Raw genomic sequence first — 17,231 nt, forward strand, 5'->3', positions numbered from 1 at the left:
AAACTGATTAGATAGAAAGAGAGATTGATATTTTAGAAGCCAGTAATGACGTGGTTTTAGCAGTTTTAACTGAGATACTTAGTCTAAAACTATTGAATAGATAGGGTTATTTGCTATAGAAATCAAGACTCTATGAATAATAAAAATATTTTAATAGGCCAATTTTATATATAAGAGGAGTGACTGAAAAGTCAAAAAAGCTCACTATAAAGGTGAGCTTTGAGAAGGATTACTTAGAAATAAAGAACTGTAGGTAAAACTTTAATAGAGCCATATATCAGTATAAGAAATTAATAAATTGCTCTACTCGCCTTGATGCGGTTCGATTTGGGTCAATAACGGATAACCTTCACGATGTGCCAGACTATTTACTTTTTTGGCCTTAGTCTCGGCGATATCTTTAGGATAAATGCCAGCAATACCTTTGCTGCTATTATGAATAGTCAGCATAATCTCGACTGCAGAATCCATACTATGACGAAATTCTGACTGCAATATATATACAACAAACTCCATCGGCGTGTAGTTGTCATTATACATAACAACCGCATACATAGGCGGTTTGGCTACTTCAGGCTCTGCGACCAATACATCTGCTTGCGGTGACGTTTCACCATCGGTATCACCGTCTTGTGCACGATGAGCAGGCATATTGGGAAAGTGCCAATCAGCAACCGTTGGCGTGGCTTGTGATATCATTTTTTTCATCATAATCAAAATATAATTATAAGGTAAGTTTAAGATAGAAGAGGTTGTTAAGGCAGGTGATAAGGCATGGTATAAAGCACAACCACTAATTAGGGCCATTGTGCTTCGATTTCAACCACAGCATCGTCACTGAGTATTTCATTAAGACATGAGGTAATTAAGGTACGATAGGACTTTCATCAACTTCTGGTAAATCTAGGAGCGATGGTAGCATGTTATCCACACTATCACCGAGCTTCCAGTCATACAATTGCTCTACTTTCTGACCACCAGCTTGCAAATTCAGTTTGGCTTGCAATGGTCTAAAGCCTGATGGCATTACAAAGCGACCACGTATCCGAACGATACCTTCGATCATATGGTATGCAGGGTCAAGAGGTACTTCTACAAGGTCATCATTGTTAAGTAGCGTCAATACAGGCCTCAAGCGTTTGGCTTGACCATCGCTACTGAGCATCCCAATATCAAAACCATACTCAAAAGCATTTTCAGGTAGTGGAGAAATTTTGGCACCTAATACCTGTAAAGGCATACCACCTTTCTCACGGATGACATCTGAATATAGCTCATTGAGCTGTGACACTTGTTTATTTTCTACCGTCAATTCTTGCTGGCTTTCACGCAGTTCTTTTAAATTAGCCAAACTGATGGCCAGTTCTTGTTTGGCAGTTGCCGCTTGGTTAGTGGCTATCTTATTGCTAAGGCGCAAGTCTTCTAATGCTTGTGTCGCTTCAGTGCTATCGATGATTGCTTGCTTGGCTTCTGTTTCCATCGAATGAAGGCCACGTTGGTAACCAAGCTTATGACCGAATACCAGCCCAACCACCGCTGTCACTAGGACTGCCACTACAAACAGTGCCAATACCAATGTAGAAGCGCCGCGTTGTGAGCTAGCAATACCACTTATAGGGACATTATTATTTCTAAAGGAATGCTGTTTGCGCTCCAAGCTATCTATAACCAAGTCTTTGCACGATAGACGTGCTGGCTGTGAGCAAAAGCGTAGTACGAGCTGAGAACGCATTTAGACAGTATCTCTTAAGGGTAAGGGCAAGTCATTATAGCCGAATTTATAATCAATACCTAGCACCGCAAATGTGAATGATTGGAATATGAAGTCGTTGATATTAAGGAACAATCGGTGCAAAGTTCAGCCCCATTGACTCGTCAAAACCAAACATCACATTCATGTTTTGCACAGCCTGCCCAGCAGCACCTTTGACTAAATTATCTTGAACAACGATAACTGTTAGCTCAGCGCGCTCATTGTCCTGATGTACGGCAATACGTAAACGGTTACTAGCGCGAACACTGCGCGTATCGGGATAAAGCCCCTTTGGCATGACATCAACAAACAACTCTGACGCATAGCTATTTTCAAACGCTTGCTGCCAATCGATAGCCGCACCAGCATCGGTCAGTTCCATATGAATAGAGCTGAGCATGCCACGAATCATCGGTACTAAATGCGGCAAAAAGCGAATACGGTGCGTAAATTGACTGTCTAATAACTGTGCGACACCCTGCTCAATCTCTGGTAAATGACGATGACCTTCGACGCTATAAGCCTTAAAGCTATCCGTTGTCTCAGCATAATTGAGTGCAAGTGATGCTTGACGACCTGCGCCAGACACGCCAGATTTTGCATCAATTACAATACGAGACTCAATCAAACGCTCTGCTTGCTTATTCTGAGCCTCTATAATTGGTTTTAGACCCAAAATTGCAGTGGTTGGATAACAGCCTGGGTTGCCTACTAGTAACGCATTCGCAAGCTTGTCACGATTGATTTCTGGTAAGCCGTAGACTGCTGTTTTCAACAATTCAGGGCAAGCATGTGACTGCTTGTACCAATGCTCAAAGTCAGTCAGTGACTGCAAACGAAAATCAGCAGCCAAATCGATAACCTTGACGCCAGCTTGAGTAAGCGCTTCAGCTTGCTTCATTGCTACGCCATGTGGCGTCGCAAAAAACACAACATCACATTTTTGCAATGCAGCAAGCGTATTATCACCCAAGTCGCTAAAAACGATGTCAGACACACCGCGTAAGCTTGGGAAGATTTCATCAGCACGAGTACCAGCTTCGCTACGAGAAGTTAATAAATCAATAGAAACCTCAGGATGAGCAGATAATAAGCGAATGAGCTCAATACCCGTATAGCCTGTGCCACCGACGATCGCTGCTGAAATCATAAAACACCCTTTTCTTGGTAAATACTAAATATGCACTGATAGATTCTATATTTGCTTATAACTCATTCAGTTCCATAAATTATACAGTTCCGCAAATGCGAACAAATACAGAATCACTCTCTAAATATTCTGACTCTTAAATTTTATAGTCGTGTACTGCATCCACAAACACTTTGGCATTGTCAGGGTTAACCCACTGGGTGATACCATGACCTAAGTTTGATATGTAACCAGTCTTTTCACCGTCAGCGTAAGCACGGTCAAGCATGGCGTTCACTTCAGAACGGATAGTTGCAGGCGAGCCATATAACGTCGCTGGATCTAAATTACCTTGGATAGCTTTGCTGCTTTGCAATTTATTATGCTTTTTGGTCAATTGACGCTGACTTTCAGTCAATACTTGACGCGCACGATCAATCGGCATCGTCCAATCTAAACCTAGCACATCTGCTTCGCTGTCAGCCTGAATATCAAGCCATAACCCACCACCTTTAGTGAATAGCACTACAGGTACTTGTGGATGACGTTCTTTTAGTTCAGCGACAATACGTTTATTATAAATGTGTGAGAATTCGATAAATTGACGGTGGCCTAACGCCCCGCCCCAACTATCGAATATCTGTACAATTTGAGCGCCAGCAACGATTTGGGCATCTAAATAGTCAATAACTGACGTCGCCAGCTTATCTAATAACTGATGTAAAAAATCAGGGTTACTATATAAGAAGCCTTTGGTATAACGATAATCCTTCGAGCTACCGCCTTCTATCATATAAGTAGCCAACGTCCACGGACTACCAGAAAAACCAAATAGTGGAACTTGTCCATTCAATGCTTTACGAATACTGGTTACAGCACGCATTACATAATCTAGAGAGTCGTTTGGCTCAAGCACTGGCAATCTATCAAGATCAGCCTGCTCACGGATAGGATGCTTAAATTTAGGACCTTCACCTGTTTCGAAATACAAGCCCAATCCCATCGCATCAGGGATAGTTAAAATATCACTAAACAAAATAGCGGCATCTAAGTCATAGCGGCGCAATGGCTGTAGAGTCACTTCAGTAGCGCGGGCTGTATCTTTGCACAGACTCATAAAGTCACCCGCTTCAGCACGAGTGGCTTTATATTCTGGCAAATAACGACCAGCTTGGCGCATCATCCATACCGGTGTGGTATCGATGGGCTCAAAACGTAATGCACGTAGCAATCTATCATTTTTTAAAGGTGCAAACTGTTGCTGAGCCGAGTTACTACCGTCTGAAGCACTCATGTACAAATCTCCAAAACCGCACAATATCCATATTTATCAATGGATATTGTGCTGGATAAAATAAGTTGAATAAAAAAGGTTATATGAAAGCGCTATACAGTCAATGCAAGGTTGTCGCGGTGTACCATGACGACACGTTCTTCGCTACTGCCAAAGATCTTATCGAACTGTTCGGTACGCTCACGAGCGACGCGGCGCGCATCATTCGATGAAAAGTTTACCTGCCCAACGGCAATACGCTCACCTGTATCTTGATGGATGATTTCTACCACATCACCTTCATCAAATCCGCCCTGCACTTCTACAACACCCACTGGCAATAAACTTCTATTGTGCTCAGTCAATGCTCTTGCAGCACCTGCATCGACGACCAAGCTACCTGACATACGCAGATGCGCAGCTAGCCACTGTTTGCGCGCGATGATTTTATCTTCGTCATTAGTCGTCAGCAATGTACCTACAGCTTCGCCTGATACCACACGAGTGATAACGTCATCGATAGCACCGCTAACGATAACGGTAGGACAGCCACCCATTGCAGCAAGGCGTCCAGCACGGATTTTGGTCAACATACCACCGCGTCCAAGCTTACCGCCATCTCCTGCAATATCAAACAAGTAATCCGCCATCGCACGCTCTTGGCGAATCATCTTGGCATCAGGGTTATCACGTGGGTTATCAGTGAAGACACCTTCTTGGTCGGTTAAGATAATGTACAAATCAGCATTCACCATCGCGGCTGCCATCGCACCCAAGGTATCGTTATCGCCAAATTTAATCTCATCAATCGTGATGGTATCGTTCTCGTTGATAACAGGTAGTACGCGCCACTCTAATAACTGTGTCAGCGCACCCGTCGTATTAAGATAACGGCTACGATTAGACAAATCATCATGAGTTAGGAGTAGCTGCGAGCTTTGAATGCCATGCTGAATCAAAGCTGACCACCATGTTTCAATTAACCCCATTTGACCAATAGAAGCACAGGCTTGTAGTGCTGCTAGTTTCTTAGGACGTTCCTCAAGGTTCATACGTACCACACCTTCAGCAACGGCACCTGATGATACTAGCAGTACCTCAACGCTTTTTTTGTGCAGCTTAGCAATTTGCTTTGCCCACTCATATATGGCAGTACGATCCAGCCCTCGACCGTTATTGGTTAATAGTGATGAACCAATTTTGACAATAACGCGCTGAATATCAAAGTTGCGAGTTTGCTTAACAAATCTTGCTTCTTCCATCGTGTTTGCTATGTCATCTGCCATATAAACTCCTTTTTTCATATCAATTGATTGTAGGGATTAAATTCACAATTCAAGTATAACTGCTCAAGCATACTAGCTTAAGGAACGTACATTACCTCAACGCCATCGTCATCATCGTCGTCAAAATCAGACGCATCCAAGCCTTCACGCGCCGCTTTGCGAGCTGCACGATACGCTTCACGCTGTGCTTCAGTGTTAAGACGTACTTCAGCTTCCAAACGCTCGAAACGTTCTTTTTGTGCTTCAGCGAAGATAGGATCTTCTATTTCACGCTCACGCTCAAGTTCGATATCATTCATTAGATGATATTTGACCGCATCAACGCCTTCACCAGTTAGCGTTGCCGTACGGAAGACCATACCAGTCCAACCAAGCTCTGCGACGATATGAGTACAAAGCGCGTTCAAATCTTCATCATTAACCTGATCGATTTTGTTTAATACCAAAATCTGCGGCAAGTTGGCCAATTCAGGAGAAAAACGCTCAAGCTCGTTTAGGATAACGCGAGCATTTTCGACTGGATCGCTGCCATCAACAGGCTTAACATCAACTAAGTGTAGCAGACGACGCGTACGCGCAACATGCTTCAAGAAGCGAATACCAAGTCCTGCGCCTTCTGATGCACCTTCGATAAGACCAGGAATATCTGCCATCACAAATGAGCGATGACGACCAATATCGACCACACCCAAGTTTGGTACTAGGGTAGTAAACGGATAGTCAGCCACTTTTGGTCTAGCAGCAGAGACTTGACGAATAAAGGTCGATTTACCAGCATTCGGCAAACCAATCAAACCAACATCAGCCACTACTTTTAGCTCAAACTTAAGAACTTTTAGCTCACCTTCAAAACCTGACGTCGCTTTACGCGGCGCTTGGTTGGTCGAGCTTTTGAAATGGGTATTACCCAGGCCACCGTCACCACCTTTGGCAATCAGTAGTGTCTGGCCAATCTCAATCAAATCGCCCAATACTTCGTCTGTCTCGGTATCAACGACCGTCGTACCAACTGGTACTGGTAAATAAAGATCATCAGACCCTTTACCTGAACAATTTCTACTATGGCCATTCTCAGCACGCATGGCGTCATGACGACGCGTATAACGATAGTCAACTAGGGTGTTGGTGTTGTCTTCTGCAATGACATATACATCTCCGCCCTTGCCGCCATCACCACCATCAGGTCCACCACGTGGGACATACTTTTCTCGGCGAAAACTGGCGATTCCGTTACCACCGTCACCTGCTTTTACCGTTACGACGGCTTCATCAATAAATCGCATCTTACGTTCCTTAATTCACAATCCAGTCTATAAACTGGTTACAACCAACGGTTGTATTTTGGGGTTTTGCTATGTTGTTGCGTCAAAATGAACACTGTATAAAGTCTACTTTTACTTAGTGACCATTATGACAATAACACCCGATAATCAATCGGACTATCGGGTGTTTAAGTATGACAGTTAAAGTTCTACCAAGCTATTCAAAGTAGCATCTACTGCAGCGCCATTTTTATGACACGATAGCGCTACTATACTTGGTATGACGTTATTACTCTACTGTATTTAGTAATCTATGCTGGAATCTGAGCGTAGCTAATTCCGGCCATTTGCGTCGCCAAACGCAATACCTGAGTACTATAACCTACTTCGTTATCATACCAAACATATACGATAGCTTGGTTGTCAGTCAAAATAGTCGCTTGAGCATCGATAATACCAACATGAGTCGTACCAACGAAATCCGTTGATACCGCTTCTGTAGAATCTGTATAAGCAATCTGCGACTGCCAAGTGCTGCTGTTAGCCATTTTACGCAAGAACTCATTTAACGCATCAGCGCTTGCTGGAGCAGTTTTCAGATTCACATTCAAGATTGCTAGGCTGACGTTTGGTGTTGGTACACGAATAGCGTTACCCGTTAGCTTACCGTTTAGTTCTGGCAATGCTTTACCAACGGCTTTTGCAGCACCTGTACTAGTAATAACCATGTTCATCACCGCACTACGACCACGGCGGTCTGCTTTATGATAGTTATCAACCAAGTTCTGATCATTGGTAAATGAGTGAATAGTCTCTACATGACCATTTACAATACCGTACTCATCATTCAGTACATTCAGCGTTGGTGTAATCGCATTGGTCGTACAGCTAGCAGCACTAACGATCGTATCATCACCAACAGTGTCATTGTTCACACCATAAACGACGTTTTTGATATCGCCGCCAGCAGGTGCGGTTAGTAGCACTTTTTTCACGCCAGTAGACTGTAAGTGCTTACCAAGGCCTGCTTCGTCTTTCCAAATACCCGTGTTATCGATAACAAGAGCATTGTCGATACCATAAGCAGTATAGTCGATTTCGCTTGGGTCTTTGGCATAGATAACTTGTACAAAACGACCATTAACGATCATGCCGTTATTATCATCATCGATACTGATGCCGCCTAAGAATCTACCATGGATTGAATCACGCTCAAGCAATGAGATGCGCTTAGCCAAGTCGCCAGCAGCAGCTGGACGTACAACGATCGCCTTTAGCTGTAGACCTTTTGCGCTTGACGCTTGCGACAATAGCAGACGAGTCAAAATACGACCGATACGGCCGAAACCATACAGCACAACATCCGTCGCGCCATTTACAGCACCAGCATTGTTGATAGACTGTAGAGCGGTTTGTAAGTCAGTATCATTAGCAATCAGTTGACCGACATCGATACGAGTGGCTTGGATATCAGTGCTTTCTGAGATTACTTTTACCATCGCTAGAGTATCAGCGATATCGATAGCTTTGGCGCCATGATCGCGTAGTGCTACTTTTTGATGTAAAGCAAGTATTTGACCAACTGAGGTAGAGTCTAGCGTTTCGCCAAACAAAGTCACTTGTACGTCTTGCTTGTTATAGAGCTTGTTTAGCAGCCCCATAAGCTCAATCGCTTGTTGCTCTTGATTGTTGTAGTTGTTCAAGTGGTCTTGATGTAATTGGCGTAAGGTATCAGCGTTGCTCACGAGAAACATCCTTATGGTCAGTAATGTATGATCAATAAAATATGAAGAAGTGTAAAATAGATAGGTCGTGTATGCTCTAAATGGCGACTCTAATATGATAATCAACCACTATCAATATGGGTCATTGACGCTAGAGTATTTGAATCGCCTAGATTTTAGCCTAAAACGCCTCATTTTGCCAGTAGTAACCGATTAGCTAACGTGCATAATAGATTTCATTCTCGTATACAGCTAGTAGTAAAAATAAAGGCAGCCACATATGCTGCCTTATCGAGACGTAATTAAATAATAATCACTATATGGTTTAATCAAAGCAGTAGATTTAGTTATAACACCTATGGTGCTAGATTCACCGTTTGGTTGCTCTGCGACGTCAATGTAAACTCTTTCAAGTCATAACCTTGCTGCTGAGCAATTTGACGATATTTAGTATACGTTTCCTGACTGATATTTGGCGAGCGTGCTAATAGCCATAAGTATTTTTTATCAGGCGTTCCTACTAGCGCAGTTTTATACTCTGCATCACGTGCCAGCACCCAATAATCAGCACGGCCGACTGGAATCCAACGAATCCACTTCGGTAAGAACGTCACTTTTAGTTTGCTGCCGCTTTCATCGACTGGCTTAGCCAAACCTTCTGCGACAATACCTGAACCGTCTTCAGCCATACATTTGTTAGTAACCGTAATTCCTGAACCGTCATCTTTCTGAGCATAATTGGCGGTCACATCACCAGCACATTTACGTTGGAAATACATCGGCAGACGGCCAATCTCATACCAATTACCTGCATAGGTATTTAGATCTACGCTATCTACAGTAGTTGGCGTGCTTGCAGATTTATGAATAATATCGCTTGGCTTAACCGATAGCACATCAGTCGTGGTCTTCTCGCTCATCGCATCATCAGACATGCCATTAGTTGCCGTGTTATTAGTTGCCATGTTTACTGGTGGCGTGGCCGCATAGGCTGAGAACGCTGCTAACGGTATAATAATCGCTAAGGCAATGCCTGTATGTTTGATAAGTCCATTCATAAATATGCGCTCCGGTATTTCTTTGTAAGATGAATTATTTGTTGATGAATCACTGATTTTCTCAGCGTCGATGGCGTGTTCAGAACTACTGTTTAGATTATCTATTTGATCCTCTAACAGTCCTGACATTAATGGCTCACCTTCATTTAGCTTTTGTGGTTGCTTATTTTGTAGTTGCTTATTTTGCGCTGACTTATAACCAGATGGTTTATAGCCACTAGCCACGTCATGATTGTCCTCATTGCTATTTTTTAGATCTTTGCTTATTTCATTGTTACTCATAGCTGACTCTTTTGCCCTAGGGCTTTTGTCGGCGCTTTTGTATCCAAAATAGCTGTCTTGCGAAGACGTGTCTTTTGCCAGATGGTGCGAATATTCGCCATTCGAGCTGTCGTGATTATAGCTAGCATCGTTACTAGCTTGGTTTGTCTGTTGCGTATCATCGCCATATTCATTGTCATTGAGCGATTGCTTAGGCTGCTGAAGTTGAGAACCAGCTGCCTGTGAATCAGTCCATGTTGACTCAGGTAACTTATTGGTTTTCATAGGAGTACCATTCTTAAATAGTGATTGTTAAAAACGCTTTATGTACGGCATCTATTTGGTCTCGTTTTCTAAAAGCCATTTGCTTTGGTATAAATTATTCGTGCAAAACTTGACTCTACAAAAGCTTTTTTATTATTGTATTTTGAACATTACTTTTGGTTAGTCACTCGTCTATAGAAATAAGATCAACGTATCGTAGATATGCAATATATATTAAGGATAACTGGACTATTAAAACAGTAGTGCAATGTAGGAAAACGCAACGGTTTGTAAGTAACTATAGGGTTTGAGTGTTGTTTGAACACATCATAACCACACAGTTACTTACTGGATAGCTAAGTTAAAAATCAGTTATTTGAACTTACTAAGCTTAATACGAACGTCTAATACGGGTCACATTCAGGTATATGACACCGTAGATTGCATATAGCTTTTTTGAGTCATGCGGATTATATAAACTGACGAATGCCTGCCACACTGATACCGCCATACTGCAATGCTTGATTGAGCATAGCAGGCTCCAGACCACCTAACCCAATAACAGGCATATCAGCTAACTCTACCAACGCTGACCATGCTTCCCAGCCAAGCGGTGTGTCATCAGGATGCGTTTGGGTGGCGAGCACAGGCGATACGAAAGTACCAATCACTGGTGGTAATGCATTCTGTATGCGCATGCTAGCAAGTTGATTGGCTGCTGTTATGCTCGCGATGTCATGGCAGCTGACGATAAGCGGATGGTCTTTAGATAGCGACTGCGTTAGAGCTGTAGGATTGCCATCCTTATCAAAGCACTGCATTAGTGTCGAGTGTGTCAAATGCTTGGCAACTATTCGCTGGCTAATCTCTGTCTCATTAGCGGTTAATGAGCCTTGCTCATTCAAAGGCTGCTCATTATCATTAGGTAAAATCGCTAAAATATCTGGGCGTGCCGTCATCAGTTGCTCAGCAAGATGCTTAGAATTTGTGTCCTTCAAGCGGATATATACCCACGACTCTAATGCTAGATTTTCTTGGTGATACTGTAGCCATGCCGCGGCTGCATCAGTGTGTGTGCCAAAATGTGCTAGAGGATAAGTAATCGCTATCTTCGATGGGAGTTTCAACCATTCAAGGATTGTCTTATTAGCAGCGGGCAGATGATACGCTCCTGCCAAAAGCTGTGATTTGCTTACCCAAGTTAATGCCTGCCCTTCTAAACCCTGCTCACGGTGTTTATGTTGCTCATACTGCTCTGCTGTCAGCTGAATCTTATAAACCTGTAAGCTGACCTGCTTGTCGCCATAATCATGATGCAAACGCCCAAGCTTAACGATAGTATTATTATCAAGCAGGATACCCGTCTCTTCAGCTACCTCTCTTATCAACGCCTGCGCTGCTGACTCATTTGCCTCTATCTTTCCGCCGACGAACTCGTAACGATTTCCTTGATGCTGAGTAGCATCTCGAAACCCAAGAAAATACTGATCTTTATAATGAATGACAGCTACTGCAACATTTACGATGCTAGGTTTTTTAGTTTTCGTATTACTATTTGTTTTACTGTCCGGTTTGGTTTCTGATTGTTGATTTGACCCGTTCGACATACTTATATCCTTTATTTCGGTATTTACTTTGATTATTTCTGATAATTTAATAGTTTTTATAGGCTAGATGATTTATTGAAATTTATTACCTAACTTATTAATTTATATAGATAAAATATTCAATCGAGATGATTTATGTCAGTGAACTTAGATAAGTTTACATAATAACTGCATTTTATTTTATCAATTGCCTTGCAAATTTATCAAATCTAAATGATAATTATTATCGTTAAAAACAATTACGCTATGGTTAGCCAATTTTTAAAGCCACTTCTTCTCAAAAGGAATTTACTATGAGCATGGTCATCTCTCGTTATTTAAACTGTCGTGAAAACCGTCTGCCTACTTTGCAATCACAACATCTATTTGCACTGACTAAAGAGGTACGTATCGAGCATGAAGGCGAAGAGTATCGACTACGCCTAACTCGTAACAATCGCTTGATTCTAACCAAATAAGGTCTATTTCAATAATATCTGTTTCAATGCTCCTATAAAAAAACGCCTTCATTATGAGGCGTTTTTTTATAGGTTCTACAACTTAAAAATAATTTCAAAAACTCTCTCAGCTGACATCAATTAGAAAGCAGTCGTCCTCTAAATAAACAATTTAGAACTGCCAACTATAGACCACATCTACTGCATTTTCCGCTGCTGAGCTTGCTTCTACATAGATACGGCGTGTCAATTGATAACGAACAGAAAGGCTGTTTTGCGCATTGAAAACACCCACACCATAACGAATGTACAAATCAGGGGTCACGTAACCTGTGACGTTGACATTGGTGTCCTCGCTACTACCTGAGGCATCAACTGTCAGACTCTGCAAACCAAACGCTTGCCCAATTTGATTGGTCAGGCTACGAGTACCACTCAGACCAAAGCTCAGTCCAGCGGCAGCCAGATTATTAGTCACTTGCGACTTAAACCCTTGCTCACTGATTTGTGTGGCGCTCTTATTATCGATGCGACCTGTCACCAACGCGTTCATGGCTTGCTGCTGGGTCAGTCCTGCATTGTTAAAGACGATAATATTGGGACTTTCAGTCGTTCCTTTGACACGCAGACCAACTGTTTTGCCATTAATCGTTTTTGCCGCTTCAATGCTCAAGCTCGGTTTCATCACATCGCCATTGAAACGAACTTGACCATAATTTAGCTCTAGGCTTTGGCCAAAGGCATTGATATTGGTACGGCGTGAGACCTGTACAACACCTCTGGCACGCATAATACCTGTGCCATTCTGCGTCACATTAATCGCACCTGCCAACGGAATGACGGCGCCAAAACCACGGAAATTGATATCATCGCCCAAATCAACACCGATATCAGCATTGATTGACCAAGGTTTTGAGATAGCCAGTACTTCATCGATATTACCAATCAAACGACGATCTAGTACGACTGCATCTTCGGTTTGAGTGATGATATCTTCGCTGGCTTCAGGCGGACGAATGGTCGCAGACGGCACACTGATCGCCCCTTTTATATCAACATAACGGTCGCCTGGACGCACGATAATATCAATATCAGGATCAATTTCAGCAACCAGTAATGGCGGTTGAGTGATGACTAGGCCTTCACCGACGATACTCAATTTGGCTTGCAGTTTTTGTTGCCAGTTGACTGTCCCTGACAATTTGCCTTCACCCGTACCACTATTGAATGTGCCATCAATGGTCGCTTGTGTACCGCGGATTTTGGCTACCGCATTTACTTTGGACAGATTCACGGGCAAATCAAGCATGGCTATACGGCCGTCAGACAGTTTTACGTCGCCATAGAACTGTGGTTTGGTTAAGGTGCCGCCTAGGCCACCAGCCATTGTAACGTTACCTCTTAGGACGCGCATACCGGGGAAGAAAGGCTTAAATATCGCAAGATCAAGCTCGTTCAGCACTAGGGCACCAGAAATTGGTTTAGGGTCTTTATAAGGATCGACGATCACTTCAGCATAGCCACGCGCACCGCGTCCAGTATTGATATCAGTACGTAGCTTGATGCCCTCAGGCACAGACAGAGTAATGAGAGACACGCGCTTGTATGGCAAAGTCATCGATGTGCTTTCGCCATCTTGAACGAGGCCTATCTTGCCATTGTCTGAGTATAGCGTGGTATTAATGGTTGGCGGACGACCACGTTGCCATCCGACGATTGCTTTACCATTAATCTTGCCATTCCAGTCAATATCTTCTGGCAAGAACACTGAAAATAACGACGTATCTAAATTCTGCAACGCTACATTGACTTCACCTTGGTCTGGCGATGCCACTAGTTTTTCACGTAGACAAAGCTTGCCGGTTTGATCCGCGGCCTGCCAGCAGTGAGCGGCAAGCTGTACTTTTAGATCACGATTCTCACCACCTTGATTGTAAGGTAAATTCACAATCAGCTGTGCAGGTTGCAATTGATTCAAAGTCGCATATTTAGATTTAATGCGGCCTTTTCCAATGACACCTGACCAGCTTAGCCTATCTCGATCAAAACCACCTTTTAGCCTAGCGCCAACATCGAGTTGCTTATTGGCCACATTTAGATCGACCACATGAGATTTCTCTGTCCCATTAAAAGACGCTTTAACACTATCGAAACTTTGACCAGCAGCATCTAGGCCTTCAGCCGTTACGATTAGCTGACTTGGACTATTGGCTAAGTTGACCAGCTTGCCGCGTACACGGCCTTGACGCAATATAAAACCAGGTAGCGCGAGTCGCTCACCAACCAAATCAATATAAATAGTAGGCAGTGCTTGACCAGCTGGTTGAGACAGCGTGGCACCGCCAGTGACTTTACCAGCTAATTGGCTAGACAGCTGATCTAGACTGGTGATATTAATTTTGGTTTGTAGCTGTTTGGCATTGCCGTTAGCCGTGACATAGTTATCACCCCAACGCAGCACCAGATTATTAGCATTTAGGCTATCAATCAAAGCATTCACTTGCTTATATTGTGCTTGGGCATCTTGGGTCTGAAGTTGTTTGAAGTAACTTGCTAAATCTTTAGGCAAACGCATTTTCGCTGATAGGCTGCCTTTGGCACTCAGTTGCTGCCCTTTTAGCATGCCATTCAGATTAACTTGTTTAATATTGACAATCTGCTGCGTGTCACTCCAGCGGCCATCTGTATCAATCGTACCAGTAATGAGGCTTGGGGTATCTTTTAGGAAATAACCAATGTTAAAACGATCCATCACCGCGTTGATATCCCATGCAACGCCTTGACGCACATCAACGGTACCGCTGGCATCGATACTACCTGCCGCACCCACATGACGGAAACGGTTGATGCGGATCAACTGACTGTCACCACTGGCTTCTATATTTAGCTTACCTGCTGGCAATTGCTCGGCATCTAATATGCCGTTGAAATTTACGGCAAAGCGCTGCAATGTGCCTGCGGTGTTTTTGCTGTTTTTTGGCACATTTTGCCATTCGCCACTGGTCTTTAGATCGCCTGTGATTATCGCTGGATTATTGGGTAAAAAATAACCCAAGTTGAACTGGTCAAAATGACCATCTATATTCCAGCCGATATTTTTACGTAAGTCGATAACACCTTTCGCATCAACTGCGCCCGCTTCACCCTTATAGTTCAGCTTACGAATACTAATCAGCTTTGGCGTACCCGCAGCATCGATAGATAGACGTCCCTGCGGTACATCTGCTGTATCAATCCGACCATCAAAACGCGCATCGAACACCGACAGCTCACCACCTACGATATCAACACTGGCATCACCAGCACCTGTGATACCAATAGCACGATCTGCTTGCGTCGCATCGAGCTGCGCTTGCATATCGGTATTGTTTAAAGTAATCACATGACGCTGACCACTGACACCATTTTTGGTGATATTTAGCAGTCGACCACGCGCACTTATACTACCTGTTAGGCGCTCAAGCGGTAGATCGCTACGATATTTCTTAGGGAGTAGACCTTTAGTACTGGCATCAATTTGCCATGTCAGTGGACGCTGTTTGCTCGCTAACTGAATCTGTCCTGTGCCAGATAAGTCTCCTACTATGCCATTGTAATTGAGACGATTGATATCAATGACATCACCAGCCTTACGTATACGTAGATCATAGTTGCCTTTGGGGGCAGCATTTAGCTCATTGATAACGGCATTGGCATCGACTGATAGAGTCGAACCTCGAACGATAACGTCCGCCTGCCCACTAGGACTGTCTATATTGCCAATATTGGGTACGTTACGGCGGGTTAGGTTTTTCCAGTTAGCGTCAATATACCAAGGCGCAACTTGCTTGGACTTGGCAGAGGTTTTACCGCGAACCATATTGGCATTGATGTGCTCACCATCGCGCTGACGTAAATCTGCATCGATCTGCGTATTACCAGTGGCATTCTGCTGCTGATAACGCAGTGACAGCCTACCGTTAAGGGTTTGCGGCGCATAAGCTTTAAAATCAGTATATTCATCAGGAATAGCACGGCGAATATCAAAGTTGCTACCCGTCGCACGCACCGTGGCCTCAAAGCTGTCTTTCCAATCTAAAATACCTTGTAATGCCAAACGTCCCGCTGGCACGTCAGCATCTAGGCGATCTATACGTAGCTGACTGTTGGCAATAACGGCACGGCCTTGATAATGACCTGATGGGATGTCTTTGGCCGTCAATTCAGTATTGATACGCAATCGTATCTCAGAGATGACACCAGAAGCTGTGGCTGTACCGCTTTGTAGGCGAATGTTTTGGCTATCAGCATAAGGGATAAGAATATTATCCCACTGTAGTTTTGCATCAAACGGCGCACCTGCATCTAGCCCCTGTACTACAAAGTCGCCTTTCACATCGCTATCGTTATAACGACTACGTACTTTACCGACAGTACGTTTAAGCGTTCCCGTTGCAGAGATATTTAACGGGTCGATATAGGCTTTTTCAAGGGCGCTGACTTCCGCAATCGCACTCAAATCTAGTGGATAGTCGCCCTGTAGGTCGATCTCTCCTTGTAAGGCACTGACTTTTACGATATCAGCGTACTGCAGGTCACCACGGCCAACGGTCACCGTACTACCTACCCACGTCAGGTCACGCGCCGTAATATCTTGAATAACGATAGGATCTTTGGTTACTTGCTTATAGGTGATTTTCTTAATTTTTGCTTGGTCAAAACGCAAGTTTACTGGCAACTTTAAAGTTTTATAATCAAACGGTTCACCAGTAGGCGGTTTTTTATTGATAATCTCTATGGTCTGGATATCTGCATCGCTTAAATGCACTTCTTTTGCAAATACTGCGCGCCAGCCTATTTTGACGTAGGCCTTATCTACTAATATCTCAAGATCTTCAGTCGCTTCAATATCGATATCAGTGACCCAAATACCATCGCGCAAGTTACCGCGTCCGTATTTGAAATCAATACCTGTCTCAACACTAATTTTTTCTAATATAAACTTCGTACCGGTATCAGTCCCTGCTGCATAAAAGAATATAGCAAACATAATGGCTAGTACGATAAGTACCAATACCAGCAGTTTGAGCAGAAATGACAAAGGATACCAACGCCTAACGGCACGGGCATCACGCTGTGCTGGATCTTCATCTGGAGCATTATTAGGCGGGGTATTTTCTGTCAGCATGACACTCAAC

At 43.4% G+C, this 17,231-nt stretch carries 11 protein-coding genes; 1 reads left to right on the plus strand and 10 read right to left on the minus strand.

Translation table 11 applies throughout. The features are described from left to right. Window positions 1–303 precede the first annotated feature (303 nt). The 9 genes from I3254_RS13430 to I3254_RS13470 all read right to left on the minus strand — a co-directional run bounded on the left by I3254_RS13430 (window position 304) and on the right by I3254_RS13470 (window position 11,617). Window positions 304–807 carry an ATP-dependent Clp protease adaptor ClpS gene (locus tag I3254_RS13430; RefSeq protein ID WP_238053195.1) on the minus strand — a complete coding sequence of 168 codons (504 nt, stop codon included), beginning with the start codon at window positions 805–807 and terminating at the stop codon, window positions 304–306. Between the two features lie 58 nt (window positions 808–865). Next, a complete protein-coding gene (locus I3254_RS13435; RefSeq protein ID WP_238053196.1) occupies window positions 866–1,732 on the minus strand; it encodes a hypothetical protein in 867 nt (288 codons plus the stop codon). A 103-nt stretch (window positions 1,733–1,835) separates the two neighbouring features. Continuing rightward, window positions 1,836–2,903, minus strand: a complete 1,068-nt coding sequence (gene argC / locus I3254_RS13440) for an N-acetyl-gamma-glutamyl-phosphate reductase (RefSeq protein WP_238053197.1) — start codon at window positions 2,901–2,903, stop codon at window positions 1,836–1,838. A gap of 136 nt (window positions 2,904–3,039) precedes the next feature. Beyond that, window positions 3,040–4,176, minus strand: a complete 1,137-nt coding sequence (hemE, locus tag I3254_RS13445; protein WP_238053198.1) for a uroporphyrinogen decarboxylase — start codon at window positions 4,174–4,176, stop codon at window positions 3,040–3,042. A gap of 92 nt (window positions 4,177–4,268) precedes the next feature. Beyond that, window positions 4,269–5,441 (minus strand): glutamate 5-kinase, encoded by a 1,173-nt coding sequence (gene proB / locus I3254_RS13450; protein WP_238053199.1) that lies wholly within the window; start codon window positions 5,439–5,441, stop codon window positions 4,269–4,271. Between the two features lie 77 nt (window positions 5,442–5,518). Next, complete coding sequence (gene cgtA, locus I3254_RS13455; RefSeq protein ID WP_057759175.1) at window positions 5,519–6,724, minus strand: Obg family GTPase CgtA; 1,206 nt, start codon at window positions 6,722–6,724, stop codon at window positions 5,519–5,521. Between the two features lie 290 nt (window positions 6,725–7,014). Beyond that, entirely contained in the window at window positions 7,015–8,457 is a 1,443-nt protein-coding gene (locus I3254_RS13460; protein ID WP_238053200.1) for a glyceraldehyde-3-phosphate dehydrogenase, read from the minus strand. A 326-nt stretch (window positions 8,458–8,783) separates the two neighbouring features. Next, the gene (locus I3254_RS13465) at window positions 8,784–10,031 is read right to left on the minus strand and encodes a lipocalin family protein (RefSeq protein WP_238053201.1); all 1,248 of its coding nucleotides are present in this window, start codon (window positions 10,029–10,031) and stop codon (window positions 8,784–8,786) included. Between the two features lie 449 nt (window positions 10,032–10,480). Then, entirely contained in the window at window positions 10,481–11,617 is a 1,137-nt protein-coding gene (locus I3254_RS13470; protein WP_238053202.1) for an NUDIX domain-containing protein, read from the minus strand. Window positions 11,618–11,910: 293 nt separating this feature from the next. Here I3254_RS13470 and I3254_RS13475 point away from each other — a divergent pair, with 293 nt between their 5' ends. Then, window positions 11,911–12,075, plus strand: coding sequence for a hemin uptake protein HemP (locus I3254_RS13475; RefSeq protein WP_010200173.1), 165 nt, complete (start codon window positions 11,911–11,913; stop codon window positions 12,073–12,075). A 151-nt stretch (window positions 12,076–12,226) separates the two neighbouring features. Here I3254_RS13475 and I3254_RS13480 read toward each other — a convergent pair whose 3' ends face one another. Continuing rightward, window positions 12,227–17,221, minus strand: coding sequence for a translocation/assembly module TamB domain-containing protein (locus I3254_RS13480; protein ID WP_238053203.1), 4,995 nt, complete (start codon window positions 17,219–17,221; stop codon window positions 12,227–12,229). Window positions 17,222–17,231: the final 10 nt, after the last annotated feature.

Source organism: Psychrobacter sp. Ps2 (assembly GCF_022129405.1).
GTDB lineage: Bacteria > Pseudomonadota > Gammaproteobacteria > Pseudomonadales > Moraxellaceae > Psychrobacter.